The sequence below is a fragment of the Aeromonas sp. QDB11 genome (assembly GCF_027705265.1).
Taxonomy (GTDB): Bacteria; Pseudomonadota; Gammaproteobacteria; order Enterobacterales; family Aeromonadaceae; genus Aeromonas; species Aeromonas allosaccharophila.
This window is the reverse complement of record NZ_JAPDBM010000017.1, coordinates 25,585-52,154: the sequence shown is the minus strand read 5'-3', so window position 1 is coordinate 52,154 and position 26,570 is coordinate 25,585. Positions and strand designations below refer to the sequence as shown.

The following is a 26,570-nucleotide window of genomic DNA, read 5'->3' as shown; positions in this document are numbered from 1 at the left end:
CCTTACCGGTTGGCAAACAGGTCGCTGAGCCAGCGGTTTTCAAAGCGGCCATGGGGGTCGAGCTCGGCTTTCAACGCCACGAAGTCGTTCCAGCGCGGCAGCAGGGCCGGGAAGTCGTAGAGATCCATCGCCAGATGTTTGCCGAAGTGGGGAATGCCACCGAGCGGCACCAGCAGTTGCTGCAGCTCGCGCATCTGCTCCATGGAGCCGTTGACGAAGGTGCCGTCCGCCGCCAGATAGACCAGAAAACCGATCCAGCAGACCGGCTGGCCATAAGCGGCGCTGAGCCAGGCCTCGGAAGGGCCGGTACAACGCAGGATAAAGGGGTAGTGCAGCACGCCCGGATTGGCCTGCTGCCACGCTTGCAAGGTCTCCAGCGCCTCGTTCATGCGATGGAGCGGCACCGCCACTTCACAGTTGATCTGGGGCGCCGGGATCCCTTTGCAGAGGATCTGGTAGACGTTGCCCACCAGATCGGAGGCATCCTTGAAGCGGCGCACCGTCTCGAAGTGCTCGCCGGCCAGCGCCTCATCCTTGGTATCTTTCGCCATCTTCTGCAGGGTGGCATCAATAGTGGCGTTCATGCGGGCGTCGATATCGCCCTCCAGCAGCAGCGGCTCGCTGCCGCCAGCACGGTAGCGGGCCACCTCGTCATCGGAGGCGGGATCCACCAGCCAGATGTGGCTCTCGCCGGTCCAGGCAAACCACCAGCTCTTCACAAAGCCGTGCTCGCGATTGAGCCGCTCGTTGTGCTCCAAGAGGAAGGGGTAGTCGGTGGTGAACTTGGTACAGCGCATGATGCGATTCGGGACAGTGCGCAGGGTGACGTCGAGCAGGATGCCGAGCATCCCCATCCCCATCACGAAGGCACCGAAGCGTGGGTCGGTGCGATCCACCCGGATGATGTCGCCATTGGCCAGCATCACCGTCATCGCCTCTACCGCATCGCACAAGGCTGACTGATGCAGCCCCTGACCGTGGGTGCCGGTGCTGAGGGCGCCACCCAGGGTCTGGATACCGATAACGCCGGGAGATGCGGGCAGCATCCGCTCCATGGCGATCAGCTCGGCATAGACGGTATCGAGCGGCGTCCCCGCCTGATAGGTCACGGTATCGGCAGTATTCGCCAGCTGGCCGCGCAGGTGGTGCAAGTCCACCAGCAGCGCCTGACTGCCCTCGGCATAGACGCTGTGAATGGGTTCAAAAGAGAGTCCGGAGCCGATAAGGCGCAGCTTGCGCTCGGGATGTTCCCGCAGCAGCGCTTGCAGCTCGTCGCGGGTTTTCGGGCGCCACACCTGATCCAGCGCCCCGAGGGGATTGGTTCTCGACCAGTTGAACAGCACCTCCCGATTACCGATCGCCTTGATGCTGTGAAATGCCTGGAACTGAACCGTCATACCGCGCCTCATCTGACTTCTAAATGAGCGGCAATTCTACCGAAAAGCGAGTCACAAGGCATGGAAAACAAGCCCCTACAGTCGGGGATGGATAAGGGGGATGACTCCCCCACTCCCTCAGCGCGATTGCTGGGTCAATGCCAGCAGCATGCCGAATCCGACCAGCAGCCCGCCAAACACCCGATCGATCCAGTGGCGCACCGCCAACAGCCGACCCCGCACCGAGTCGGTGGAGAAGAAGATCGCCACTGCGCTGAACCAGACGGCGTGGGCCAGCACGATGAAGGCGCCATAACCGAGCTGAACCGCCAGCGACGTCTGCGGCTGCACCACCTGCATAAACAGGCTGACGATGAAGATGGTGGTCTTGGGGTTGAGCACATTGGTCAGAAAACCGGTACGCAGTGCCCCCAGGCTGGAGAGGACGGGCTGCTCGGCCAGCACCTCATCTGTCGCCGGTTTGGCGCGCAGCATTTTGATGCCGAGGAAGATCAGGTAGGCGGCCCCCGCCAGCTTGATGAGGTTGAACAACCAGAGCGACTGCTGGATCAGCAGGCCCACCCCGAGCAGGGTGTAGGTCACATGAACACAGACCCCGGCGGCTATGCCGAGCGCCGTCAGCACGCCGGTGCGACGGGAGAGCAGCAGGCTGTTGCGCGACACCATGGCAAAATCGGGCCCCGGGCTGATGACAGCAAAGAAGGTAATGGCCACTACGGCTAACAGTTCGGTCATGAAAAAGAGTCCTGATGCAGAGAGATATCGGCTATTTTATTTGGCATCAACACCAATAACGAACGATAACTTCTGACATGAATGGTGATAATAACTCACAGAAAGACCTCTCCCTCCCCTCCCTGACGGCACTGCGCTGTTTCGAGGTGGCGGCCCGCACCGAGCACTTCAGCCGCGCCGCCGATGAGCTGCACCTCACCCACGGTGCCGTCAGCCGTGCTGTACGCCTGCTTGAAGAGGATCTGGGGGTCATGCTGTTCGAACGGCGCCAGCGCAGGGTTTTTCTGACCGAGGCGGGCGAGCGGCTCTATCAGGCTGTCAGAGAGGGTTTAGGTGGCATCCGCCAGACCGCACAGTCACTGCGCCAACAAAGTCGCCCCCAGTCGCTGGTCATCTCCTGCGAACCCACCCTGCTGATGCGCTGGCTGATCCCGCGCTGGCCCGCCTTTCAAGCCCTGCACCCCGAGCTGGACGTGCATCTGATGGCGGGCGGTGGCGCCCTCAGCTTTGGCAACGGCATAGACCTCGCCATTCGGCGCAACGACTTTCACTGGCCTGATGACCTTTACAGCCAGCTGCTGTTTGAGGAGCAGACAGGGCCAGTCTGTCAGCCGGGCAAGGTGGCGCAGTTTTTCGAGCCACAAGGAGATCTGCCAGCGCTGCGCCCCTCTGCCCCCCGCCTGCACACCAAGACCCGTCCCGCCGCCTGGCAAAGCTGGCAGGAACAGGCCGGACAGAGTACAAGCGATGAGGCGCCGACCCAGACCTTCGAACACTTTTACTTCAGCCTGCAGGCCGCCGTGGCGGGCCTTGGCGTCGCCATCGGCCCCTACCGGCTGGTGTGCGACGATGTCGCCGCCGGCCTGCTGGCAGCCCCGCTAGGATTCATCCCGGATGGCACCGGCTATCACCTGCTCGCCCCCGCGCCGCCCATTCCCGGCAGCCCCCATGAAAAGCTGGCGAACTGGCTGCAATCCCTGAGCAAATAGGTCACGACACCTCGCGGGCCCCACCAGCGTCCCTGCCTCGCATGTGGCCGCTGGACAGTGACGACACAGATTCAGCGGGCCCGAAAACCACTGCCATGCTCTTGAGCCGCCTGCAACAAGGCATCGACCACGATACGCACCTTGAGCGGCATATGCTGACTCCTGGCCCAGATAACATTGATCGGCATCTCGCCACCAGACTGGTCATTGAGCACACAGACCAGCGCTCCCGCGTCCAGCTGCTCCCTGACCAGCCAGGTCGGTACCTGAACCAGCCCAAGACCAGCCAGCGCCGCTGCTCGTACGGCTTCGCCATCCCCCATCTCGTAGCGTACCGGGATATCGTAATCTTCCATTTTCCCCGCCCCGTTGCGGAGCAGCCAGCTATGACGATGTCCAGAGCGCCAGTCGATGATGCAATCGTGCCGTGACAACTCATCCGGGGTCAGGGGAACCCCACGCCGTGCCAGATAGGCGGGCGCCCCGCAGATGACCAGCTGCTGCTCCCCCAAGCGGCGAGCAACGAGATCGGCCTGATCTTCCAGCGCACCAATCCGCACCACCAGATCGATGTTGGCCTCAATGAGATCAACCTTGCGCTCGTTGAAGCTCACCGACAGATCCAGCTGTGGATGCTTGCCCGCCAGTTCCAGCAGGATCGGCAGCACATGCCTGCGGCCAAACGCAGCGGGCAGATCGATGCGCACGCGCCCCGACGGGCTCTGTTTTCCCGATGCAAAGCTCTGTTCCGTCTCCTCCAGCACCTGGATGGCCTGGAGACAGCTGGCCAGATATGCCTCCCCCTCCAGGGTCAGGCTCACCCGACGGGTTGTTCTGTGCAACAGCTTGACCCCCAGTCGCGCCTCAAGCCGCACTATGCTCTTGCTCAACGCCGAACCAGTCAGCCCCAACGCCAATGCGGCGGCGGTAAAACTGCCCGCCTGCGCCACGGCGACAAAGTGTCTGACGCTCAGAAAAGGGTCCTGCTCTGCCATCGACTCGGTCCTTGAGGGAAATAGAGATTGGAATAATAGCTACTTAATCAATCCCAAGGAATCAATCACACTGTAAACAGGTTCATTCAACGCCATCCCTGGCTTGGGTTGACCCAGAGAGCCTTGAGTTCCCGACTCGCTCAGACGTTGTTTTATCACCAGACAGGAGAGACCAGATGTTGACCGTTAAACCCCTCAGTGGACAAGTTGCCTTCGTACAAGGTGGTTCGCGCGGCATTGGCGCCGCCATTGTAAAACGCCTCGCTCGCGACGGTGCCGCCGTGGCCTTCACCTACGTTTCCTCGACCAGCAAGGCAGAGGAGATAGTCGCGACCATCACAGCCGCTGGCGGAAAGGCGCTGGCCATCCGGGCCGACAGCGCAGATGCCGTGGCCGTACAGCACGCCATCCGCCAAACCGTCACTACCTTTGGTCGATTGGACATCCTGGTGAACAACGCCGGGGTGCTGGTCTGGGGCCACATTGAAGAGCTGACCCTGGATGCCCTCGATCGCACCCTGGCGGTCAACATCCGCAGCGTGTTCGTGGCCTGTCAGGAGGCGGCCCATCATATGGGTACTGGGGGGCGCATCATCAACATCGGCAGCACCAATGCCGATCGCATCCCCATGGCAGGAGGGGCTGTCTACGCCATGAGCAAATCGGCACTGGTCGGCTTGACCAAGGGCATGGCTCGGGATCTGGGCCCGAAGGGCATCACGGTGAATAACGTGCAGCCAGGCCCGGTCGATACCGATATGAACCCGGCTGACGGGGAATCTGCGGCGCAGCTCAAGGGGATGATAGCGCTGGCCCGTTACGGCAAGGATGAGGAGATCGCCAGCTTCGTCGCCTATCTGGCAGGGCCCGAAGCGGGCTATATCACCGGCGCCAGCCTGACTATTGATGGCGGTTTCTCTGCCTGACCCTTGGTTTTAGGCTACACAAAAAAGCCCCTGCGCTTGCCGGGGCTTGATAACAGGGCGAGTTGCGGCGGCACAGGTCGCAGTGCTGCCACAGTGGCAAGGCGGATTCAGGCTGGCTCAAGCCTCCCCTCGACTGGCGAGGCCTCCTGCGCCAGCAGCTCCTCGCAAAACTGGCGCAACGGCATCGGGCGGGCAAACAGGTAGCCCTGCAGATAATCGACCCCCTTGGCCCTGAGGTAGTCAGCCTGACGTTCGGTCTCCACCCCTTCCGCCACCAGCGCCAGTCCGAGTCGGGTGGCCAGGTCGATCACGTTGTCCACGATATGTTCCGAGAGCGACTCGGTACCGATGCGGGCGATAAAGGATTTGTCGATCTTGAGGTAATCCACATGAAACTGCTGCAGGTAAGCCAGGCTGGAGTGGCCGGTACCAAAGTCGTCGATGGCGAGTTTGACCCCCATCTCGTCCAGCTGGCGGAACAGGGAGAGGGTCTGGGGATCTGACATCAGCAGCTCCCGTTCGGTCAGCTCCAGCACCAGTACCACCTTGCCGGGGAGGAAGTGGCCGAGGAAGGCGCGGCACTCGGCCAGCAGGGCAAAATCGTGGCAATGGGCGGCGCTGATGTTGAAGCTGATATGAAACCCGTCGGGCAACTGCGCCTGAACCCGATTCAACCGTGTAGCTACCAGCTTCATGATATGGGTGGTCATGGGGACGATCAGTCCCGACTCTTCCGCTTGCGGGATAAAGAGGTCGGGCCGGATCACCCCTTCATTGGCATGTTGCCAACGCATCAGCACCTCTGCCCCCATCATCTTGCCATCGTGGCTGGCAATCAGCGGCTGCAGATAGGGAACAAACTCCTTGGCTCGCAAGGCGCGTCGCAGCTCATCCGTTGGCGAACCGGGGCGCCCCAGCACCCACCATACCAGCCAGGCCAGCAGCGTAGAGGTTGCGGCCAGCCACAGCAACGCCTGATGCCTGGCGTCCCACAGCGACTTCCAGTAGACCGGCATGGCATAACCGGCGTGAATGGTGAAAGGATAATGGGATGAGCCGAGGGCGAGACTGGTTCTGCGATGCAGGGTGGGCGCTTCATTGAGATAGCGACCCGACGCGTCGAGCCAGGCTGACCCCACCTGCAGATAGAGGGCGCTGGACTTGCCACTCAGAGAGAGCATGAAGCTGAGCTGGGTGCTGTCGATGGCGCTCAATGCAGCATTCCTGCCCTGTTCGGTTCGCACCACTATCAACGGGTGATTCTGCCGCACCCGATTGCCACTCATCAGCAACAGCTTGTTGCCGGTATAGATCGACCTGTCATCGGCATCACTCACCGCGCCGAACAGGGAGGTACAGCTGATGATGCCGTCGCGCACCAGATTGACCGAACGCAGAAAGGGCTCGATGGCCACCTTTTTGCGCAATACCAGCAGGTTCTCGTCACAGGGCGCATTGACCAGTGGCAATACCGAGCGATTGGCCTGCTCCGCATGATCCAGCATCGCCTCCAGCAGGGTTCTGGCCTTGTGGGCCGAGGCACTGGAGTCCGCTTTCAGATCCTGCATATAGTTGCTGTGGATGATCCAGCCGCCCGCCAGCAGTGGCAGGACGAAGACCAGCAAGGCGCCGCCGAAGCGTAACCGGGTTCGGGAAAGATCGATCCTGAACAAAAACATAAAGAACCACGCCGCAATTCGTCAGGCCTGCCCAACGCAAGCACCCAGTGAACAGATATCCACTTTCCCTCGATAACGATGCCTCATCATTACCGCTCATATAGCCGTACAACATAACGCAAAGCGTTTATAAAACGAACCACCTGACAAGTGGTTGGATCTCTCTAGCAAAGATCGTGCAAACCATCCCCAAAAAAAATCAATGAAGAGCACATAAATGAATAATGCCGCGTAGATACGCGGCATTATTGGCTTTTTATTGCGTCAAATGCGCAATAACTCAGTTACACAGCTTGCTGCAGGATCACAGCATCGGCCTTCTTGGTGTAGGAGGCAATCTCGTTGAAGTTGAGGTAGCGGTAGGTATCTGCCGCAGTGGCATCGAGCGCCTTGGCGTATTGCAGGTACTCGGCCACGGTCGGGATCTTGCCGAGAATGGCGGCAACCGCAGCCAGCTCCGCAGAGGCCAGATAGACGTTGGCACCTTTACCTAGACGGTTCGGGAAGTTACGGGTGGAAGTGGAGACCACAGAGGCCCCTTCCGCTACCCGTGCCTGGTTACCCATGCACAGCGAACAGCCCGGGATCTCGATCCGAGCACCGACCCGGCCGAAGATGCCGTAGTAGCCCTCTTCGGTCAGCTGATCCTTGTCCATCTTGGTGGGCGGCGCAATCCACATGCGGGTCGGCAGCTCGCCCTGATACTTCTCGAGCAGTTTGCCGGCTGCGCGGAAGTGGCCGATGTTGGTCATGCAGGAGCCAATGAACACCTCGTCGATCTTGTCGCCAGCCACGTCGCTCAGCAGACGGGCATCGTCCGGATCGTTCGGCGCACAGAGGATCGGCTCCTTGATGGAGGCCAGATCGATCTCGATGATTTCGGCGTATTCGGCATCCTTGTCTGCTTCCAGCAGGGTCGGGTTGGCCAGCCACTCTTCCATCCCCTTGATACGACGGGTAATGGTGCGCACGTCGCCGTAGCCTTCGGAGAGCATCCATTTCAGCATCACGATGTTGGACTTCAGATACTCGATGATCGGCTCTTTATCCAGCTTGATGGTGCAACCGGCAGCGGAACGCTCGGCGCTGGCATCAGCCAGCTCGAACGCCTGCTCCACTTTCAGGGTCGGCAGACCTTCAATTTCGAGGATGCGGCCGGAGAAGATGTTCTTCTTGCCCGCTTTCTCGACGGTCAGCAGCCCTTTCTGGATGGCGGCATAGGGGATGGCATGAACCAGATCACGCAGGGTGATGCCCGGTTGCAGATCGCCCTTGAAGCGCACCAGCACGGATTCCGGCATGTCCAGCGGCATCACGCCGGTGGCGGCGGCGAAAGCCACCAGACCGGAGCCCGCAGGGAAGGAGATGCCGATGGGGAAACGGGTGTGGGAGTCACCACCAGTACCCACGGTATCCGGCAGCAGCATGCGGTTCAGCCAGGAGTGGATGACACCGTCACCCGGACGCAAGCTCACGCCGCCACGGTTCATGATGAAATCCGGCAGAGTGTGGTGGGTCTGTACGTCGATGGGCTTGGGATAGGCCGCGGTGTGGCAGAAGGACTGCATGGTCAGATCGGCAGAGAAGCCGAGGCAGGCCAGATCTTTGAGCTCGTCACGGGTCATCGGGCCCGTGGTGTCTTGGGAGCCGACCGTGGTCATCTTGGGCTCGCAGTAGGTGCCGGGGCGAATGCCCTGCACGCCACACGCCTTGCCCACCATCTTCTGGGCCAGGGTGAAGCCCTTGCGAGTATCGGCCACCGGCTGCGGGCGACGGAACACGGTGGAGAACGGCAGACCCAGCGCTTCGCGGGCCTTGTCAGTCAGGCCGCGACCGATGATCAGCGGGATACGGCCACCGGCGCGCACTTCGTCGATCAGCACGTCGGTTTTCAGTTCAAACTGCGCCAGCACCTGCTCGGTACCGTGCTTGCAGATCTTGCCGGCAAACGGGTAGATGTCGATCACATCGCCCATTTCCAGCTTGGAAACGTCAACTTCAATGGGCAGGGCGCCGGCATCTTCCATGGTGTTGAAGAAGATCGGGGCAATCTTGCCACCCAGACAGACACCGCCAGCGCGCTTGTTCGGCACGAACGGAATGTCATCGCCCATGAACCAGAGCACCGAGTTGGTGGCAGATTTACGGGAAGAGCCGGTACCGACCACGTCGCCGACATACGCCAGCGGGAAGCCCTTCTCTTTCAGGGCATCGATGGTCTTGATGGGGCCGACGGCGCCATCCTTGTCGGGGGTGATACCGGGACGGGCGTTTTTCAGCATCGCCAGGGCGTGCAGCGGAATGTCCGGGCGGGACCAGGCGTCCGGCGCCGGAGAGAGGTCGTCGGTGTTGGTTTCGCCGGTCACCTTGAACACGGTGACGGTGATCTTCTCGGCCAGCTCCGGGCGCGAGAGGAACCACTCGGCATCAGCCCAGGATTGCATCACCTGCTTGGCGTGGGCATTGCCCGCCTTGGCCTTCTCTTCCACATCGTGGAAGGAGTCAAACATCAGCAGGGTGTGGGAGAGCCCCTTGGCGGCAAGCGGGGCCAAAGTCGCATCGTCCAGCAGGTCGATCAGCGGTTGAATGTTGTAACCACCCTGCATGGTGCCCAGTAGCTCGACGGCTTGCGCGGCAGTCAGGATGGGAGAGTGGGCTTCGCCCTTGGCGACAGCGGTGAGGAAACCGGCTTTGACATAGGCCGCTTCATCAACACCGGGGGGAATACGGGAGGACAACAGCTCTTTCAGAAAATCTTCTTCACCAGCGGGCGGGTTCTTGAGCAGTTCGACCAGGGCGGCGACCTGCTCTGCATCCAGAGGTTTGGCAACCACGCCCTCGGCGGCACGTTCTGCGACGTGTTTACGGTATGTTTCAAGCACGACTAATTCCTCTTTGGTCTTTTTTTGGGGTTCGCCCAGGCTCGCGGCGATCGTCCTTGCGGGACACCCCGTAGGGTGCTCCCCACTATATAAGTTTTAACGACTAATTAAAATCCAAACCCTGTTTACTTATTCACCACAAAATCGTAACCAATTAAACAGACTGGCATTTTTTGAAAATTAATTGACCACCCTCAACCAGAGTTAACAAATTGGCATCAATTCGGCATTATTCGAACGTACTGCCCAGTTGCAGATAAAAGACGTCATTGCCCCCCTCCGCCATGCCGTAGCCGAGGAACACCGGGCCGAGGAAGCTCTCCACCCCGACATACACAGAACCGGCGGTAAACGAGCTATCCAGACTGATATCCGCCCCCTTGTTCCAGACGCCGCCCTGCTCCAGAGATCCACCGAGATAGAGCGGCACCTTGAGGGCGCCGAAGTCGTTGTCTGCCACCCGATAGATGTAGCGCAGGCCGCCAAACAGGCTGTAACGACCGCTCAGCTGGTAGCGCTGGAAACCGGAGAGGTGGAACAGCCCCCCCAGATCCTGGATATAGAGCGGGATGCTCTCTTCACTGCCCGAGCCACCCCCTTCGAGGATCAGGTTGAGGCTGTGTCTGTCCCAGGACCAGGGTTTGACCATGGAGAGGCGATAGTTCCACCCCTCGCTACGGGAGGCCTGAAAACCGTCCCCATCCAGATTGACGTGGGAGTAGCCCATCTTCACATCCCATTTGACCCCCTGGTAGGGGAAATAGCTGCTGTCCAGGGTGTCGTGTTCGAAGCGGGCATAGGGCCCCCATGCCGTGGCATCCCCTTGCAGCTCTTTGACGTTCTTGATCTCGATACTGCCCGTCTGCCCTTCCAGCCCCATAGACAGGCGACTCCAGGGCTGACGATTCCAGCCTACCGCCAGATCGGCGCTGAAGAAGGAGTACTCGGCATCGAGATAGGTGAACAACGGATCGTCCGGATCCGGGTTGAAGAGGCTTCTCTGGGTCTGGTCATAGGCCAGGCTCGCCTCGCCATAGAAGGTCTGGGAGGGTTCCAGCGGAGTATAGAAGTCGGTCTTGATATGCTTGGCCGTGCCGAGCGAAGCCTCGGTCAACCACTCGGCTCCCCAGTCATTGACGTTGGTGAGGGTATAGGACATGCCGACGTTGTAGTTGGAGGTATTCTCGAAGTCGTCGGAGAAGCCGAACTGGAAGTTGAGGTAGCCCGGCCCCCAGTTCTTCTCGCTGGCATCCACCACCAGCACGTTCTCCCCGTCGCGCTCCTCCACCTCATAGGTGATGCGGTCGAAGGACTCCAGCGCATAGAGCCGGCGAATACCCGCCTCCAGGCTCTCGTTGGTCTGGATCTTGTCCGGCCGCACTTTCAGCATGGCGCGCACCGTCTCGTCGGAGAGGCGCGACTTGTTGATGATCTCCACCTTGTCGATGAAGTAGGCGGGCTGACCGCTGCGCTCGGCACGGCGGCTCAATTTCTGGTTGCGATAGGCGTTGTACTGCGCCTTGGTGAGCGACAACCGGTCGAGTTGCAACGACGCCTTGTCCGCCGCTGCTTCACCCAACTTGATCCCCTCCGGCATGCGGGCAAAGTCGGCGATCCCCATATCGCCAAACTCGGGGGCGAGCAGAATATCCTTGGGCCCCATCAGCGCCTTCTGCTTGTCGGTGCCGACCTGGGTCATATAGGTAGTGAGTTGGTCAATCATCGCCAACCCTGACTTGAGGGATTCACGGGTGCGCAACTTGGCGCTGATATCCACCGCGATCACCACGTCGGCCCCCATCGCCTTGGCGACATCGACCGGCATGTTGTTGACGCTGCCCCCATCCGCCAGGATGTGGCCCTCCCACTCCACCGGCTTGAGCGCGCCGGGGATCGACATGGAAGCCTGCATCGCCTTGGCCAGACTACCGTGATCCAGCACGAAAGGCGTCACCGTCTCCATGTCGGTCGCCATGGCGCGGTAGGGGATCGGCAGATCGTCGAAACTCGCCTGCACCGGCAGGTTGGAGGTGGCCCCCCGCAGCAGGCTGGCCATGGATTGGCCCTGAAAGAAACCGTCCGGTAGCTGGGTGGTGTCGCCATTCACCCCGATGTCGGTGCGCAGCTGATACTGCTCGTTCTGCTGCTTCTTGCGCAGCGACAGCTCGTCACGACCGACCTTGTCCTGATACCCCTTGTTCCAGTCGATGGCAAGCGTCATGCGCTCCACCTCCTCGGCACTGAGCCCCATGGCGTACATCCCCGCCACATAGGAGCCCATGCTGGTACCGACGATGATGTCGACCGGGATCCGTTTCTGCTCCAGCACCTTGAGAATGCCGATATGGGCCGACCCCTTGGCGCCGCCGCCGCTGAGCACTACCGCAATTTTCGGGCGCTCCCCTGCTGCCGCCATGGCCAGCAGCGGGCAGGCCGCCAGCATCACCAAAAGCAGACGGGTCCATCCCGCACCTAAGCTGCGCATCATATTTTCCATATTATTCAGAGGGTCAGTCACCAAGGATGGCCTCTACTATAAGGGGCCGGGCAGTTAGCGCAACCGGCAATCCGCATCCAGAATGGCCTGCACGCCGGAGGAGCGAGTCACCGCCGCTGTGAGCGCAAACGTAATCTACAAATAAAGGGTCACCAGCCTCATGGGCGGGGCTGCGCTGCCGCTAATATGAGAGTCGTCAATCCTCAACCTTTTGAGCACCTTTATGCTGGCAACCCTCACGCTTAAACAGAAAATACTGGCTACGGTCACCCTGGCGGTAGTCGTCTCCTGCCTGCTGGTGGGCTACTTCAGTCAACGCTCGGCCCAGCAGCTGATCGAAAACCGGATGTTCGAACAGGAGCTGCCCAACCTGACCCAACGGATCAGCAAGGAGATCGAGCAGGATCTCCACGGTATCGCCCAGGCTGCCCGTCAACTGGCCACCGACCGCTTCATTCTCGACTGGGTAGATCGGGGCATGCCCAAAGACCAGGAGCCAATCCTCATCAACCAGCTCAAGGATGTGGCCAACCAGTATGGTCTAGTGACCGCCTCCTTCGCCGATCGCCAGACCGCCGCCTACTACAACCAAGATGGCTTTCTGCGCAACCTGACCCCCACGCAAGATGCCTGGTTCTATCACTACACCAAGAGCCAGAAGGAGATGACCCTCAGCATCTTCCGCGAGAGCAACGGCGAGGTGAAGCTGTTCGTCAACTTCCAGCAGCTCAACGGGCGCGGGCTGGCGGGCTTTGCCAAATCCCTCGACACCATGGTGACAATGGTCGCCAACTTCCGGCTGGAAGAGAGCGGCATCGTCTTTATGGTCGATGGCAGCGGCAAGGTGAAGCTGCACCCCGAGGCCAACCGTATCGAACGCGATACCCTGGGCGGCATCGCCAGCGGTGATACCGGCAGCCTGCTGGCCAAACGCCCCTTTGCCGTCATCAACGCCGAGGTGAATGGCGAGCCCATGGTACTGGCCAGCAGCTATATCCCGTTGCTCGACTGGTATCTGGTGGCCCAGGTGCCGCAAGCCGAGATCTATGCCGAGCTGGATCAGACCCGCAACGAGATCCTGATGATCTCGCTGGTGATTGCGCTGGCCATGGGGCTGATGGGGATGCTGCTGGCAGGCTCGGTCAGCCGTCCGCTCAACGAGCTGGCTCGCCTGTTCAAGGAGCTGGGCAGCGGCGATGGGGATCTCACCCAGCGCCTCAAGGTGGAGGGGCGTGACGAACTGAGTCAGGTCGCCACCGGCTTCAACAACTTCGTCGCCAAGATCCACGGCTCCATCGAGCAGGTGGCAGAGAACTCCCGCCAGCTCGCCGACACCGCCAACGAGGTGGCCAACAAGGCGCAGCTGACCCAGCACAACTGTACCGCCCAGCGTGACCGCACCGTGCAGGTGGCAACGGCCATCCACGAGATGGGTGCCACGGTGAGCGAGATCGCCGGTAACGCTTCGCTGGCAGCCGAAGTAGCCAGACAGGCCAACGATCAGGCCGATGCGGGGGCAGTGGTGGTGGCGCAGGCGCGCCACGGCATCGTCGGCCTCTCCGGCGAGATTGAGCAGGTGGCCGGGGTCATAGAATCGCTGGCGAGCCAGACCGACTCCATCGGCAGCATCCTCGAAACCATCCGCAGCATCTCGGAGCAGACCAACCTGCTGGCACTGAACGCCGCCATCGAGGCCGCTCGCGCCGGTGAACAGGGTCGCGGCTTCGCCGTGGTAGCGGATGAGGTGCGCAATCTGGCCAACCGCTCCGCCGCCTCAACCGCCGAGATCCAGGGGATGATCAACCGCTTGCAGGAGCAGAGTGCCCGCGCCGTCAGCGCCATGGCGCAGGGGCGTAACCAGAGTCTGGAGGTGGTGAACCAGGCCGATGAGGCCAACGCTGCCCTCGGCCAGATCACCGCCCATATCACCCAGATCAACGACATGAATATCCAGGTCGCCACCGCCACCGAGGAGCAGTCGAGCGTGGTCGGCGAGATCAACCGCAACGTGGAGGATATCAACCAGCTCACCATGGAGACCGCCGACATCGCCCACCAGCTGACCGAATCCAGCCGCAGCCTGCAGCAGCTCTCCGGTCAACTTGACAAGCTGGTCGGCAACTTCCGTCTGTAGTCTTGTCATCCCACTCCTGAAGACTCACCAGAGGGCGCTGCGGCGCCCTCTGTCATAGCCACGGCAAACGGTGACGCACGGCCATTCAAACGCCGTTATGCGGCTCTCGAAATGCCTCATAATCAGGGAAATATGAGGAGGAGTTATGGGCAAGCTGATCGTAATGATATTGCTGGGGGGCGTGCTCGGCGCCTGCAGCAACGGGCCGGTGCGGGTACACGGGGCGGATGTCAGCGTGGACGATACCCGGATCCGGGTCAGTGACGGCAGTGGTGGCTATGGCACCTTCTGCCCGCCGGGGCAGGCCAAGAAGGGGCGCTGCTAACCGGACTCCGAAGGCCAGATAGCAAAAAGCCGCTCATTCGAGCGGCTTTTTCATCCAAGCGGAGAAGAAAATTACTTTTTCTTCTTGGCCTTGGCGTTCGGCAGGTCGGTGATGGAGCCTTCGAACACTTCGGCAGCCAGACCCACAGACTCGTGCAGAGTCGGGTGAGCGTGGATGGTCAGCGCGATATCTTCGGCGTCAGCACCCATCTCGATGGCCAGACCGATTTCACCCAGCAGTTCACCGCCGTTGGTACCGACGATGGCACCACCGATAACGCGGCCGCTCTCCTTGTCGAAGATCAGCTTGGTCATGCCGTCGGAGCAATCAGAGGCAATGGCGCGACCGGAAGCAGCCCACGGGAAGGTGGCGACTTCAAAGTTCAGACCTTGTTGCTTGGCCTCTTTCTCGGTCAGACCGACCCATGCCATCTCTGGCTCGGTGTAGGCGATGGACGGGATCACTTTCGGGTCGAAGTAGTGCTTCTTGCCAGCGATCACTTCGGCGGCAACGTGACCTTCATGCACACCTTTGTGCGCCAGCATCGGCTGACCCACGATGTCACCGATGGCGTGGATGTGCGCCACGTTGGTACGCAGCTGCTTGTCCACCTCGATGAAACCGCGCTCGGTCACGGCAACGCCAGCCTTCTCGGCATCCAGCATCTTGCCGTTCGGCACACGACCTACGGCAACCAGCACGTTGTCGTAACGAACCGGCTCGGCCGGGGCGTGCTTGCCTTCGTAGGAGACGTACAGGCCGTCTTCACGGGCTTCAACTGCGGTGACCTTGGTCTCCAGCATGATGTTGAATTTCTTGGCCACGCGCTTGGTGTAAATCTTGACGATGTCTTTGTCGGCAGCCGGAACCAGCTGGTCGGCAAATTCCACCACGTCGATCTCGGAACCCAGAGAGGAGTAAACGGTACCCATCTCCAGACCGATGATGCCGCCACCGATAACCAGCAGTTTGCCAGGCACGGTTGTCAGCTCCAGCGCATCGGTAGAGTCCCATACGCGCGGGTCATCGTGGGGGATGAACGGCAGCTTCACCGGACGGGAGCCGGCGGCGATGATGGCGTTGTCGAAGGTAACGGTGGTCTTGCCGTCTTCGCCGGTCACTTCCAGGGTGTTCGGGCCGGTAAATTTACCGAAGCCGTTAACAACCTGAACTTTACGCATCTTGGCCATGCCAGCCAGACCGCCGGTCAGCTGGTTGATGACCTTCTCTTTCCACAGACGGATCTTGTCGATGTCGGTCTTGGGTTCGCCGAAGACGATGCCGTGCTCGGCCAGCGCCTTGGCTTCTTCAATCACTTTGGCGACGTGCAGCAGCGCCTTGGAGGGGATGCAGCCCACGTTCAGACAGACGCCACCCAGGGTGGAGTAACGCTCGACGATAATAGTATCCAGACCCAGATCGGCTGCACGGAAAGCAGCGGAATAACCGGCAGGGCCAGCACCCAGTACTACGACCTGGGTTTTGATTTCTTTACTCATCATGACCTCTTTGTCGTTCTTATATCCCCGGACAGCGCAGTCTTATGCCTTCTTTTCGTTGTAAAACAAGGCGGCTGCAGCCGTGAAAAAACGGGGCAAGTTTACGATCATGTTAATGAAATGAGAAGTAAAAAGGGCTGGCTCTGGGCCCGCCCTCTCACTTACAGGACCAGTCGACGAATGTCGGACAGCACGCCGTTCATGGTGGTGATGAAGCGAGCTCCATCGGCACCATCGATCACGCGGTGGTCGTAGCTCAGAGCCAGCGGCAGCATCAGGCGCGGCGCGAACTCTTTGCCGTTCCACTTCGGCTTCATCTCGGATTTGGAGACACCGAGGATGGCCACTTCCGGCGCGTTGACGATCGGGGTAAAGCTGGTACCGCCGATGCCACCCAGGCTGGAGATGGTGAAGCAACCGCCCTGCATGTCGGCAGCGGTCAGCTTGCCGGCACGAGCCTTCTTGGAGATCTCGGCCAGATCGCGAGACAGCTCCATGATGCCCTTCTTGTTAACATCGCGCACCACGGGCACAACCAGACCGTTGGGGGTATCCACCGCCACACCGATGTGGATGTACTTCTTCATGATCAGCTTGCTGCCATCTTCGGACAGGGAGCTGCAGAAGCGCGGGTGAGCTTCCAGCGCCTTGGCGGCCGCTTTCAGGATGAACACCAGCGGGGTGATCTTCACGTCCGACTTCTGCTTCTCGAGCATCGCGTTCTGCTCTTTGCGGAACGCTTCCAGCTCGGTGGTATCGGCTTCGTCGAACTGGGTGACATGAGGGATCATGACCCAGTTGCGGTGCAGGTTCGGACCGGAGATCTTCTGGATGCGGGTCAGATCGACTTCTTCCACATCACCGAACTTGCTGAAATCGACCTTCGGCCACGCCAGCACGCTCATGCCGTTGCCAGTGCCGGTACCGGCAGCCGGTGCAGACTCGGCGCGCTTGATGGCATCCTTCACATAGGCTTGCACGTCTTCTTTGACGATGCGGCCCTTGCGACCGGAGGCTTTTACCTTGGCCAGGTTGACGCCAAACTCGCGCGCCAGACGGCGTACTGCCGGGGAAGCGTGCACGTAAGCGTCGTTGGCTACGAAATCGGTCGCAGCGGCAGCGGCCTGGGCAACCGGTGCCGGAGCAGCGGCAACAGGGGCTGCAGCGACCGGAGCGGCAGCTTGAGCAACCGGCGCGGCGGCAGGGGCAGCGCCAGCCACTTCGAATACCATGATCAGGGAACCGGTGGAGACCTTGTCACCCGCCTTCACCTTGATCTCTTTGACCACACCGGCGAACGGGGCAGGTACTTCCATGGAGGCCTTGTCACCTTCCACGGCGATCAGGGACTGGTCGGCTTCAACCTTGTCACCCACGGCAACCATGATCTCGGTGACTTCCACTTCGTCACCACCGATATCCGGTACATTGACCTCTTTGGCAGCAGCGGCAACCGGGGCAGCAGCCACAGGAGCGGCGGCTTGAGCCGGAGCAGCAACGGCAGCAGGCGCAGCGCCAGCAGCCACTTCAAACACCATCACCAGAGAGCCGGTAGAGACCTTGGCGCCAGCGGCAACCTTGATTTCGACCACGCGACCGGCGAACGGTGCCGGTACTTCCATGGAGGCCTTGTCACCTTCCACGGCGATGATGGACTGGTCGGCTTCCACCATGTCGCCCACGGCAACCATGATTTCAGTCACGTCCACTTCGTCGTCACCGATGTCCGGCACGTGCACATCTTTGCGCACGGCAGCGGCAGGTGCGGCGGCCGGAGCAGCAGCAACCGGTGCAGCCACTTCAGCAGGGGCGGCAGCGCCTTCGGCTTCGAAGATCATGATCTGGGAACCGGTGGCAACCTTGTCGCCCACCTTGATCAGGATCTCTTTGACGATACCGGCGGACGGGGCCGGTACTTCCATGGAAGCCTTGTCGCCTTCTACCGCGATGATGGACTGGTCCAGCTCGACCTTGTCACCCACGGCCACCATGATCTCGGTGACTTCAACTTCATCGGCGCCGATATCCGGCACCATAATCTGTTTGGACATTGTGCTTTATCCTCTTGCGTGCATCCGCGTGACCGACTGCTGTCACGCGTCTCTCGCGTTAACCTTTGCAAGGTCGTACCGGGCAGCAAGTCCCGGCACGACACTTGATCCTCTTACGCGTACAGCGGGTTGACCTTGTCGGCATCGATGCCGTACTTGGCGATAGCGTCGGCCACAACCTGCTTGTCGATTTCGCCGCGCTTGGCCAGTTCGGTCAGGGCAGCAACCACCACGTAGAATTCGTTCACTTCGAAGTGACGACGCAGGTTGGCACGGCTGTCGGAACGGCCGTAACCATCGGTACCCAGCACGCGGTAGTTCTCGGTCGGAACGAAGGCGCGAACCTGATCGGCGAAGGACTTCATGTAGTCGGTCGCAGCGATGGTGGCTTCGGAACCCAGTACCTGAGCGATGTAGGGAACACGCGCCTCAGAGGTCGGGTGCAGCATGTTCCAGCGATCGGCGTCCTGACCGTCACGGGCCAGTTCGTTGAAGGAGGTGACGCTGAACACATCGGAACCGATACCGTACTCGCTGGCCAGGATCTGGGCGGCAGTACGCACGTGACCCAGGATGGAACCACAACCCAGCAGCTGAACTTTCGCCTTGGCACCGGCTACGGATTCCAGCTTGTAGATACCCTTGCGGATGCCTTCCTCGGCGCCTTCCGGCATGGCCGGCATGGCATAGTTCTCGTTCAGGGTGGTGATGTAGTAGAACACGTTCTCCGGGTTCTCACCGTACATGCGGCGCAGGCCGTCCTGTACGATCACCGCCACTTCATAGGCGTAGGACGGGTCGTAGGAGATGCAGTTCGGGATGGTGTTCGCCAGGATGTGGCTGTGACCATCTTCGTGCTGCAGACCTTCGCCGTTCAGGGTAGTACGACCGGAGGTCGCACCCAGCAGGAAGCCACGGGCTTGCTGGTCACCGGCTGCCCACGCCATGTCGCCAATCCGCTGGAAGCCGAACATGGAGTAGTAGATGTAGAACGGGATCATCGGGCAATCGTTGGTGCTGTAAGAGGTCGCAGCAGCCAGCCAGGAGGACATGGCGCCCAGCTCGTTGATACCGTCTTGCAGAACCTGACCCTGCTTGTCTTCCTTGTAGTAGGAGACGATGTCGCGGTCTTGCGGGGTGTACTGCTGACCGTGCGGGCTGTAGATACCGATCTGGCGGAACAGACCTTCCATACCGAAGGTACGGGCTTCGTCAGCCAGGATCGGCACGATGCGCTTGCCGATGGACTTGTCTTTCAGCATCACGTTCAGGGAACGCACGAACGCCATGGTGGTGGAGATTTCGCGCGCCTGCTCACCCAGCAGCGGGCCGAAGGCATCCAGTGCCGGGATTTCCAGCTTGGTGGTGCTTTCGCGCAGACGGGTCGGCAGATAGCCTTTCAGGGCAGCGCGACGGTCGTGCAGGTATTTGTGCTCGGCAGAACCGGCTTCGATCTTCAGGTAAGGCAGATCGGCCAGCTGCTCGTCGGCCACCGGCAGGTTGAAGCGGTCACGCAGGTGACGCACGGAGTCCAGCTCCATCTTCTTGACCTGGTGAGCGATGTTCTTGCCTTCAGCCGCTTCACCCATGCCGTAACCCTTGATGGTCTTGGCCAGAATAACGGTCGGCTTGCCCTTGGTCTGGGTCGCCTTGTTGAACGCCGCGAACAGTTTGCGAGGATCGTGACCACCGCGGTTCAGGGCGAAAATTTCCTCGTCGGTCATATCTTTGACCAGCGCGGCAGTTTCCGGATAACGGTTGAAGAAGTGCTCGCGGATGTAGCCACCGTCGCGGGACTTCATGGTCTGGTAGTCACCGTCCACGGTCTCGTTCATCAGCTGGATCAGCTTGCCTGAAGTGTCTTTCTTCAGCAGCTCATCCCACTTGCGACCCCAGATGACCTTGGTGACATCCCAGCCGGCGCCAGCGAACAGGCCTTCCAGCTCGTTGATGACCTTGCCGTTACCGACAACCGGACCATCCAGACGCTGCAGGTTGCAGTTGACCACGAACACCAGGTTGTCGAGCTTTTCACGCACGGCAACGGTCAGGGCACCTTTGGCTTCCGGCTCATCCATCTCGCCGTCACCCAGGAAGGCGTAAACGGTCTGCTCGGAGCAATCCTTGATACCACGGTCGGTCAGGTACTTCAGGAAGCGAGCCTGATAGATGGCGGCGATGGGGCCCAGACCCATGGAAACGGTCGGGAACTGCCAGAAGTCCGGCATCAGTTTCGGGTGCGGATAGGAAGGGATACCCTTGCCGTCCACTTCCTGACGGAAGTTGTCCAGCTGCTCTTCGGTCAGACGACCTTCAGCGAAGGCGCGAGCATAGATGCCCGGGGAGATGTGACCCTGGAAGTAAACCAGATCGCCACCATCCTTCTCGTTGCGAGCACGGAAGAAGTGGTTGAAGCAGACATCATAGATGGTCGCAGAAGAAGCGAAGGAAGACATGTGACCACCCAGGTCCAGGTCTTTCTTGGACGCGCGCAGCACGATCATCATGGCGTTCCAGCGGATGATGGCGCGAATGCGGCGCTCCATCTCCAGGTCGCCCGGGTAGTCCGGCTCGTCGCTGGACGGGATGGTGTTGATGTAATCGCGATTTGCCTTGGCAGCCACGTCCACACCGCTTACGCGGGCTTTCTCGGCCAACTGTTCAAGGATGAACTGAGCGCGTTGCGGACCCTCTTCACGCAGCAGGGATTCCAGAGAGGCAAGCCACTCCAGCGTTTCTATCGGGTCCACATCGTTCTTCAGGATATCAGACATGGCTGGTTCCTATTTTGTTGTGATTGCACGGCATTGCACGGCGAAAGGCGCAAGCATTCGACAATAAAGCCTTGTGGGATTAGTTTTCCTGCTGACGGATCCGACGCATGGATCGCTGGATCCGGCTGTCTTCCCTCTGCATATCCAACAAGGTGTCCTCGATAAAGGCCAGATGCTCATGACAAGCTGTTCTGGCCCGCTCCGGAGCCCCCGAAAGAATAGCCTCGATCAGATTCGCGCGATGGCGACGTATCTTGGCTACCACTCCCGGGCGGCGATTCAAAATCTCGTTATTCTGCAGAATGTTCTGCTCGAGCATCGGGCTCATGGCCCGCAGCAGGTGCAGCAGCACCACGTTGTGGGACGCCTCGGCCACCGCCAGATAGAACTGGGTCACGGCTGCCGATTCGGCCACCAGCGAGCCCGACTGGCCCGCCTCTTCGATGGCGGTTTGCACCTGACGAATGCGCTCGAAATCAGACCCGGTTCCCCGCAAGGCCGCGTAGTAGGCACAGATGCCTTCCAGCGCGTGGCGAAACTCCAGCAGGTCATACCGGGCTTCCGGGTGGGTACTGAGCAGTTCGAACAGGGGATCGGCCATCCCCTTGCTCAGGGCATTCTGCACGTAAGTGCCGCCGCCCTGACGGCGATAAAGCAACCCGCGCGCTTCCAGCCGCTGGATGGCTTCGCGCAGAGAGGGGCGCGATACCTGAAACTGGATGGCGAGTTCCCGCTCGGGAGGCAATTTCTGCCCCGGCTGCAGGCTGCCTTCCAGAATCATCTGTTCCAGCTCGGCGACAATGGAGTCGGCCAACTTGGGTTGCGTAATCTTGCGATAGGGCATGAGGCTACTTTGTTAAATTGGTATTACCAATTTCATGGATGGGGCGAAAATTAGCAGAGCCCTTTTGAAAAGTCCACCCAAAAGATGATCTGAGTCAAGAATCAACCCCACCACTTAAGGGGTAAAACAGGGCAAACATGATTTAGCTCATAGAAAATGGTCTGACCAATATTCTTGACGGCGCTCACAAATAACATTTGCGCAACCAGAGGCGAAAATGGCCTGCCAGATCGGCAAGCCATTGATTTTAAAATCCAAACTAAATTTGAATAATTACTTTAGCTGTTTAGCAGCTGCCGGTAGTAATCCCACTGAAAACTGGCTCCGGGATCCGTCTTGCGCCCTGGTGCGATGTCACAATGGCCGACAATTTTTTCATGGGTGATGGCCGGATAGCGCTCTGAGATGGCTCGGGTGAGCCCCGCCAGCGCCCGGTACTGGGCCTCGGTATAGGGGGTCTCGTCGGTTCCTTCCAGCTCGATACCGATGGAGAAGTCATTGCACGCCTCCCGCCCCTGCCAGCTCGATACTCCCGCATGCCAGGCGCGCGCGCCGAACTGCACATACTGCACCAGCTCGCCATCACGGCGGATCAGGCAGTGGGCCGAGACCCGCAACTGATGAATACCGGCAAAATAGGGGTGAGCCTCGGGGTTGAGCCGCCCCATAAAGAGATCGTCGATAAAGGGGCCGCCAAACTCCCCTGGCGGCAGGCTGATGCCATGCACCACCAGCAGGGAGATATCGTCCGGCGCGGCCCGTTCGTTGTGATGCGGGGAAGGCACCCGGCGCGCCTGCTGGCACCAGCCAGCGGCATCGATAGAAAGGCAAGGTTGCGAAGCGAGTTGAGTCATCGGCTACTCGAGTTGGCTGATTAATGGCGAAAAGATGAAGAGATGTAATGGACAAGCCAGCACCAACTCACTGAATCAACGGGAAATGGTATGTTAGGCTGAGTCATCTTTCGCTCGATATGGATGGGTTATGCAGCACACGGCACGCTGGATGTGGTTACTGGCCTGGCTCTCTCTGATGGGCCTGCTGACCCTCTACTTCCACTCCCGCTCGCAACCGGGCGTCACCGCCAGCGGCGAGCTATTGCTGCGGGCCGACCAGAGCGGCCACTATCGTCTGGAGGGTGCCATCAACGGTCAGCCGGTGCAACTGCTGCTCGATACCGGCGCCACCCGCATCACCATCCCGCAGCAGGTTGCCGAGCGGCTCGGCCTGACGGCGCATGGCAGCAGCCAGGTCAATACCGCCGCGGGGCAGATCCGGGTCGGCAACGGCACCATCGAAACGCTGGCGATGGGGCCATTGACCTTGTACGATCTGGCGATCTTTATCAATCCGGCGGCAGACGGTGACGAAGTGCTGGTTGGCATGAACGCCCTCGGTCGGCTGGAGCTGGTTCAAAAGGAGCGGCAACTGCTGCTCAGACCCTTGCAGGAATAAGGCATGTTTCAACAGAATGTCAGCCGCGCCGTGCGCGCCGCACTACTCGAAGATCTGGGCGATGCCCTCACCACGCTGGACCAACCGGACGCCAGCGCCGATATCACCGCCCAGCTGATCCCGGCCGACCGGATGGCCAGCGCCCGGGTTATCACCCGCGAAGCCGGTGTGTTCTGCGGCCAGCCCTGGGTAGACGAAGTGTTCGTACAACTCGGCGGCGAGGTGAAGGTGGAGTGGAAGGTGCAGGATGGGGAAGTGCTCTCCCCCAATCAGGAGCTGTTCCGCCTCCATGGCCCTGCCCGCCTGCTGCTGACCGGCGAGCGCAATGCGCTGAACTTTGTCCAGACCCTCTCCGGCGTCGCCACCCTCACCGCCCGCTATGTGGCTGAACTGGAAGGCACCGACTGCCGTCTGCTCGACACCCGCAAGACCATCCCAGGGCTGCGCACCGCCCAGAAGTACGCGGTCACCTGCGGCGGTGGCAAGAATCACCGCATCGGCCTCTACGACGCTTACCTCATCAAAGAGAACCATATCCTCGCCTGTGGCGGCATTGCCGAAGCGATTAATGAGGCTCGCCGTCTCAATCCGGGCAAGCCGGTCGAGGTGGAGGTCGAATCGCTGGCAGAGCTGGAACAGGCGCTGGCGGCACACGCCGATATCGTGATGCTCGACAACTTCGACGTGACCATGATGCGCGAAGCCGTCGCCATCAATCAGGGCCGCGCCAAGCTGGAAGTCTCCGGCAATGTGACGCTGGATACTCTGGCCGAATTTGCCGCCACCGGCGTCGATTTTATCTCTGTCGGGGCGCTCACCAAGCATGTACGGGCGCTCGATCTCTCCATGCGCTTTATCCAGCAGTGAGATTCCCCCCATAGGCTTGAGCAAACACTCGATATAACCGGATAAACAACTTGCAAAAGGCGCCATAGGCGCCTTTTCTTTAAGCAGGATCCCTCGGCAAAGGAGTGTGATGACGGACCCGCCTCCCCCCATAAAAAAGAGTCGTTAGAAGCCTCTTATTTTATGATTTATATCATGTTTTTGGTAAATGATAGAAAAGTGGTTAACAAAGGCAGCAATCTCTGTTGCCACCCATGACAGCTCGGATAAGATACTGACGTGCGGATGGTTTTCTACCGGCACTTCCCAGGAACCAAGGATAAAAGGATATTTTCCATGAACAGCAAAATGAAGAAACAGTCGGGCTTTACCCTTATTGAACTGATGATCGTGGTCGCGATCGTGGCCATTTTGGCGGCGGTAGCGCTGCCAGCGTATCAAACCTACACCAAACGCGCGAAGTTTTCTGAGGTTGTTTCTGCTGTTGGCCCCTACAAGACAGCCATTGAGATCTGTGCCCAGACAACCGCAGTTGCAAGCGGAGCACTTTCAACTTGCGACTCAGGCTCTAATGGTGTGCCTGCTGACATAGCCGCTGGTGCAGGTACAGGCGAAGTTGATTCTGTGATAGTAAGTCCGACAACAAATGCTGTAACTGCAACAGGTAAATCTGCAACCTTTGGGGCAACACAAAACTACGTTATTACCCCCACAGTCCAGGCTGATGGCAAGGTTACTTGGGCTGTAACTGGAAGCTGTAAAACTAGCGGCCTTTGCTAACGCATGACCTCTAGCCCTAATAGCGGCCTGGCGTTAAGCCTGGCCGCCTCTTCACTGATCAGTGAAGAGGACTCCCAGCGCTATCTGAGCCAGGCCAAGGCCCAGCGAAAACCCTTTGTGACCTTTCTGATAGAGAACAGCATCCTCGACAGCAAGGCATTGGCAGATTTTTGCGAGCTGGAGTATGGGGTACCTCTGCTGGATCTTGCCGCCTTCGATTTGGCCGAGATCCCGCAGAAGTTCCTCAATCAAAAGCTGATCGACAAGCACCACGTGTTGCCCATCTATACCCAGGGCCACACCCTCTATATCGCCATGTCGGATCCGACCAATGTGTCGGCACTGGAGGATTTCGGCTTCAGCTTCGGGCTCCATACCGAGGCGCTGCTGGTGGAGGAGAACAAGCTCACCGCCGCCATAGCCAAGCTGCTGGAGAGCGAGAACGACGCCCTCGGCATGGAGGATATCGACGAATCCGAGATTTCGGATCTCGAGGTCTCCGACGAGAACAGTCGGCTGGATGAGAGCGTCAATACTGCCGATGACGATGCTCCCATCGTCAAGTACATCAACAAAATCATGATGGATGCCATCAAGCGCGGCGCCTCCGACCTGCACTTCGAACCCTACGAGTTCAAGTATCGGGTCCGCTTTCGCATCGATGGCATCCTGCACGAGATCGCCACCCCGCCGGTCAATCTGGCCAACCGCTTCTCCGCCCGCCTCAAGGTGATGGCGCGGCTCGATATCGCCGAGCGGCGGCTGCCGCAGGATGGCCGCATCAAGCTGAAGCTGTCGCGCAACAAGTCGATGGATATGCGGGTCAACACCCTGCCCACCATGTGGGGGGAGAAGATCGTGATCCGTCTGCTCGACTCCTCGGCGGCGAGGCTCAATATCGAACAACTCGGCTTTGATGACCGACAGAAGGCGCAATACCTGCGCGCCCTCTCCAAGCCGCAGGGGATGATCCTGGTGACCGGCCCCACCGGCTCGGGCAAAACCGTCTCGCTCTATACCGGCCTCAATATTCTCAACACCACCGAGGTGAACATCTCCACCGCCGAAGATCCGGTAGAGATCAACCTGCCCGGCGTCAACCAGGTGCAGGTCAACCCCAAAGCGGGGCTCACCTTCGCCAGTGCCCTGCGATCCTTCTTGCGGCAAGACCCGGATGTGGTAATGGTAGGGGAGATCCGTGATCTCGAAACCGCCGAGATCGCCATCAAGGCAGCACAGACCGGTCACTTGGTGCTCTCCACCCTGCACACCAACTCGGCGGCCGAGACCTTGACCCGGATGATGAACATGGGGGTGCCCGCCTTCAACATCGCCTCCTCGGTGACCCTGATCATGGCCCAGCGGCTGGCCCGAAAACTGTGCGACCACTGCAAGGCGCCGGAGGTGGTGCCGGAAGCCGAACTGCTGGAGCTGGGATTTACCCCGCAGCAGCTGGCGGCCGGATTGCGACTGTTCAAACCGGTCGGTTGCAAGGAGTGTTCCGGCGGCTACAAGGGGCGAGTCGGCATTTACGAAATCATGCTGATGTCAGAGAACATCGCCAAATTGATCATGCAGGGGGCGAACTCGCTGCAAATCGCGGCGATTGCCCAAAAAGAGGGGATGCGTACCCTGCGTACCTCGGGGCTGGAGAAGGCCCGACTTGGAGTCACCAGTCTGGCAGAGGTCAACCGGGTTACCACCAACTAATTCGCGTGGCGAAACAGTCGCCGCTAATACTCGGTGCCTAGGTTCGATTAGC

General features: G+C 59.9%; 19 protein-coding genes. 8 read left to right on the top strand and 11 right to left on the bottom strand.

Annotated features, from left to right (window positions below):
- Nucleotides 1-2: 2 nt before the first annotated feature.
- Together OKC40_RS08060 and OKC40_RS08055 are read right to left on the bottom strand one after the other, a co-directional pair.
- On the bottom strand, nucleotides 3-1,397 hold the full coding sequence (locus OKC40_RS08060; protein WP_270794750.1) for a D-arabinono-1,4-lactone oxidase: 1,395 nt from the start codon (nucleotides 1,395-1,397) through the stop codon (nucleotides 3-5).
- A gap of 117 nt (nucleotides 1,398-1,514) precedes the next feature.
- The gene (locus OKC40_RS08055) at nucleotides 1,515-2,132 is read right to left on the bottom strand and encodes a LysE family translocator (RefSeq protein WP_270794749.1); all 618 of its coding nucleotides are present in this window, start codon (nucleotides 2,130-2,132) and stop codon (nucleotides 1,515-1,517) included.
- A gap of 77 nt (nucleotides 2,133-2,209) precedes the next feature.
- Here OKC40_RS08055 and OKC40_RS08050 point away from each other — a divergent pair, with 77 nt between their 5' ends.
- Nucleotides 2,210-3,121: a LysR family transcriptional regulator gene (locus OKC40_RS08050; RefSeq protein ID WP_270794748.1), complete on the top strand. Its 912-nt coding sequence runs from the start codon at nucleotides 2,210-2,212 to the stop codon at nucleotides 3,119-3,121.
- Nucleotides 3,122-3,192: 71 nt separating this feature from the next.
- Here OKC40_RS08050 and OKC40_RS08045 read toward each other — a convergent pair whose 3' ends face one another.
- A complete protein-coding gene (locus OKC40_RS08045; protein ID WP_270794747.1) occupies nucleotides 3,193-4,116 on the bottom strand; it encodes a LysR family transcriptional regulator in 924 nt (307 codons plus the stop codon).
- A gap of 176 nt (nucleotides 4,117-4,292) precedes the next feature.
- Between OKC40_RS08045 and OKC40_RS08040 the strand changes: the two genes are divergently transcribed.
- The gene (locus OKC40_RS08040; protein WP_270794746.1) at nucleotides 4,293-5,042 is read left to right on the top strand and encodes a 3-oxoacyl-ACP reductase family protein; all 750 of its coding nucleotides are present in this window, start codon (nucleotides 4,293-4,295) and stop codon (nucleotides 5,040-5,042) included.
- A gap of 107 nt (nucleotides 5,043-5,149) precedes the next feature.
- On the opposite strand, the gene OKC40_RS08035 is transcribed toward OKC40_RS08040, so the two are convergent.
- From OKC40_RS08035 to OKC40_RS08025, 3 genes are all read right to left on the bottom strand, one after another.
- On the bottom strand, nucleotides 5,150-6,721 hold the full coding sequence (locus OKC40_RS08035) for an EAL domain-containing protein (protein ID WP_270794744.1): 1,572 nt from the start codon (nucleotides 6,719-6,721) through the stop codon (nucleotides 5,150-5,152).
- Between the two features lie 284 nt (nucleotides 6,722-7,005).
- Nucleotides 7,006-9,603 (bottom strand): bifunctional aconitate hydratase 2/2-methylisocitrate dehydratase, encoded by a 2,598-nt coding sequence (gene acnB / locus OKC40_RS08030; RefSeq protein WP_270794742.1) that lies wholly within the window; start codon nucleotides 9,601-9,603, stop codon nucleotides 7,006-7,008.
- A gap of 229 nt (nucleotides 9,604-9,832) precedes the next feature.
- Nucleotides 9,833-12,088, bottom strand: coding sequence for a patatin-like phospholipase family protein (locus OKC40_RS08025; protein ID WP_270794741.1), 2,256 nt, complete (start codon nucleotides 12,086-12,088; stop codon nucleotides 9,833-9,835).
- Between the two features lie 235 nt (nucleotides 12,089-12,323).
- On the opposite strand from OKC40_RS08025, the gene OKC40_RS08020 reads away from it, so the two are divergent.
- Together OKC40_RS08020 and OKC40_RS08015 are read left to right on the top strand one after the other, a co-directional pair.
- Nucleotides 12,324-14,234, top strand: coding sequence for a methyl-accepting chemotaxis protein (locus OKC40_RS08020; RefSeq protein ID WP_270794739.1), 1,911 nt, complete (start codon nucleotides 12,324-12,326; stop codon nucleotides 14,232-14,234).
- 145 nt (nucleotides 14,235-14,379) lie between these two features.
- On the top strand, nucleotides 14,380-14,559 hold the full coding sequence (locus OKC40_RS08015) for a hypothetical protein (RefSeq protein WP_270794737.1): 180 nt from the start codon (nucleotides 14,380-14,382) through the stop codon (nucleotides 14,557-14,559).
- Nucleotides 14,560-14,630: 71 nt separating this feature from the next.
- Here OKC40_RS08015 and lpdA read toward each other — a convergent pair whose 3' ends face one another.
- The 5 genes from lpdA to ampD all read right to left on the bottom strand — a co-directional run bounded on the left by lpdA (nucleotide 14,631) and on the right by ampD (nucleotide 22,581).
- Nucleotides 14,631-16,058 (bottom strand): dihydrolipoyl dehydrogenase, encoded by a 1,428-nt coding sequence (lpdA, locus tag OKC40_RS08010; RefSeq protein WP_139406703.1) that lies wholly within the window; start codon nucleotides 16,056-16,058, stop codon nucleotides 14,631-14,633.
- Between the two features lie 161 nt (nucleotides 16,059-16,219).
- The gene (gene aceF, locus OKC40_RS08005; protein WP_270794735.1) at nucleotides 16,220-18,109 is read right to left on the bottom strand and encodes a pyruvate dehydrogenase complex dihydrolipoyllysine-residue acetyltransferase; all 1,890 of its coding nucleotides are present in this window, start codon (nucleotides 18,107-18,109) and stop codon (nucleotides 16,220-16,222) included.
- 113 nt (nucleotides 18,110-18,222) lie between these two features.
- A complete protein-coding gene (aceE, locus tag OKC40_RS08000; RefSeq protein WP_042655688.1) occupies nucleotides 18,223-20,883 on the bottom strand; it encodes a pyruvate dehydrogenase (acetyl-transferring), homodimeric type in 2,661 nt (886 codons plus the stop codon).
- Nucleotides 20,884-20,962: 79 nt separating this feature from the next.
- Nucleotides 20,963-21,727, bottom strand: coding sequence for a pyruvate dehydrogenase complex transcriptional repressor PdhR (gene pdhR / locus OKC40_RS07995; protein WP_058053405.1), 765 nt, complete (start codon nucleotides 21,725-21,727; stop codon nucleotides 20,963-20,965).
- Between the two features lie 278 nt (nucleotides 21,728-22,005).
- The gene (ampD, locus tag OKC40_RS07990) at nucleotides 22,006-22,581 is read right to left on the bottom strand and encodes a 1,6-anhydro-N-acetylmuramyl-L-alanine amidase AmpD (protein ID WP_270794732.1); all 576 of its coding nucleotides are present in this window, start codon (nucleotides 22,579-22,581) and stop codon (nucleotides 22,006-22,008) included.
- Between the two features lie 130 nt (nucleotides 22,582-22,711).
- On the opposite strand from ampD, the gene OKC40_RS07985 reads away from it, so the two are divergent.
- From OKC40_RS07985 to tapB, 4 genes are all read left to right on the top strand, one after another.
- Entirely contained in the window at nucleotides 22,712-23,182 is a 471-nt protein-coding gene (locus tag OKC40_RS07985; protein WP_163127637.1) for a retropepsin-like aspartic protease family protein, read from the top strand.
- A 3-nt stretch (nucleotides 23,183-23,185) separates the two neighbouring features.
- Complete coding sequence (gene nadC, locus OKC40_RS07980; protein WP_270794731.1) at nucleotides 23,186-24,049, top strand: carboxylating nicotinate-nucleotide diphosphorylase; 864 nt, start codon at nucleotides 23,186-23,188, stop codon at nucleotides 24,047-24,049.
- Nucleotides 24,050-24,364: 315 nt separating this feature from the next.
- Nucleotides 24,365-24,808, top strand: coding sequence for a type IVa pilus major pilin TapA (gene tapA, locus OKC40_RS07975; RefSeq protein ID WP_319878101.1), 444 nt, complete (start codon nucleotides 24,365-24,367; stop codon nucleotides 24,806-24,808).
- Nucleotides 24,809-24,811: 3 nt separating this feature from the next.
- Complete coding sequence (gene tapB, locus OKC40_RS07970) at nucleotides 24,812-26,518, top strand: PilB family type IVa pilus assembly ATPase TapB (RefSeq protein ID WP_270794730.1); 1,707 nt, start codon at nucleotides 24,812-24,814, stop codon at nucleotides 26,516-26,518.
- Nucleotides 26,519-26,570: the final 52 nt, after the last annotated feature.

Excerpts from the sequence above, each read along its gene's own strand:
- OKC40_RS08060 (WP_270794750.1), bottom strand. The coding sequence starts at position 1,397 with ATGACGGTTCAGTTCCAGGCATTTCACAGCATCAAGGCGATCGGTAAT.
- OKC40_RS08055 (WP_270794749.1), bottom strand. The coding sequence starts at position 2,132 with ATGACCGAACTGTTAGCCGTAGTGGCCATTACCTTCTTTGCTGTCATC.
- OKC40_RS08050 (WP_270794748.1), top strand. The coding sequence starts at position 2,210 with ATGAATGGTGATAATAACTCACAGAAAGACCTCTCCCTCCCCTCCCTG.
- OKC40_RS08045 (WP_270794747.1), bottom strand. The coding sequence starts at position 4,116 with ATGGCAGAGCAGGACCCTTTTCTGAGCGTCAGACACTTTGTCGCCGTG.
- OKC40_RS08040 (WP_270794746.1), top strand. The coding sequence starts at position 4,293 with ATGTTGACCGTTAAACCCCTCAGTGGACAAGTTGCCTTCGTACAAGGT.
- OKC40_RS08035 (WP_270794744.1), bottom strand. The coding sequence starts at position 6,721 with ATGTTTTTGTTCAGGATCGATCTTTCCCGAACCCGGTTACGCTTCGGC.
- OKC40_RS08025 (WP_270794741.1), bottom strand. The coding sequence starts at position 12,088 with ATGCGCAGCTTAGGTGCGGGATGGACCCGTCTGCTTTTGGTGATGCTG.
- OKC40_RS08020 (WP_270794739.1), top strand. The coding sequence starts at position 12,324 with ATGCTGGCAACCCTCACGCTTAAACAGAAAATACTGGCTACGGTCACC.
- OKC40_RS08015 (WP_270794737.1), top strand. The coding sequence starts at position 14,380 with ATGGGCAAGCTGATCGTAATGATATTGCTGGGGGGCGTGCTCGGCGCC.
- lpdA (WP_139406703.1), bottom strand. The coding sequence starts at position 16,058 with ATGAGTAAAGAAATCAAAACCCAGGTCGTAGTACTGGGTGCTGGCCCT.
- aceF (WP_270794735.1), bottom strand. The coding sequence starts at position 18,109 with ATGTCCAAACAGATTATGGTGCCGGATATCGGCGCCGATGAAGTTGAA.
- aceE (WP_042655688.1), bottom strand. The coding sequence starts at position 20,883 with ATGTCTGATATCCTGAAGAACGATGTGGACCCGATAGAAACGCTGGAG.
- pdhR (WP_058053405.1), bottom strand. The coding sequence starts at position 21,727 with ATGCCCTATCGCAAGATTACGCAACCCAAGTTGGCCGACTCCATTGTC.
- ampD (WP_270794732.1), bottom strand. The coding sequence starts at position 22,581 with ATGACTCAACTCGCTTCGCAACCTTGCCTTTCTATCGATGCCGCTGGC.
- OKC40_RS07985 (WP_163127637.1), top strand. The coding sequence starts at position 22,712 with ATGCAGCACACGGCACGCTGGATGTGGTTACTGGCCTGGCTCTCTCTG.
- nadC (WP_270794731.1), top strand. The coding sequence starts at position 23,186 with ATGTTTCAACAGAATGTCAGCCGCGCCGTGCGCGCCGCACTACTCGAA.
- tapA (WP_319878101.1), top strand. The coding sequence starts at position 24,365 with ATGAACAGCAAAATGAAGAAACAGTCGGGCTTTACCCTTATTGAACTG.
- tapB (WP_270794730.1), top strand. The coding sequence starts at position 24,812 with ATGACCTCTAGCCCTAATAGCGGCCTGGCGTTAAGCCTGGCCGCCTCT.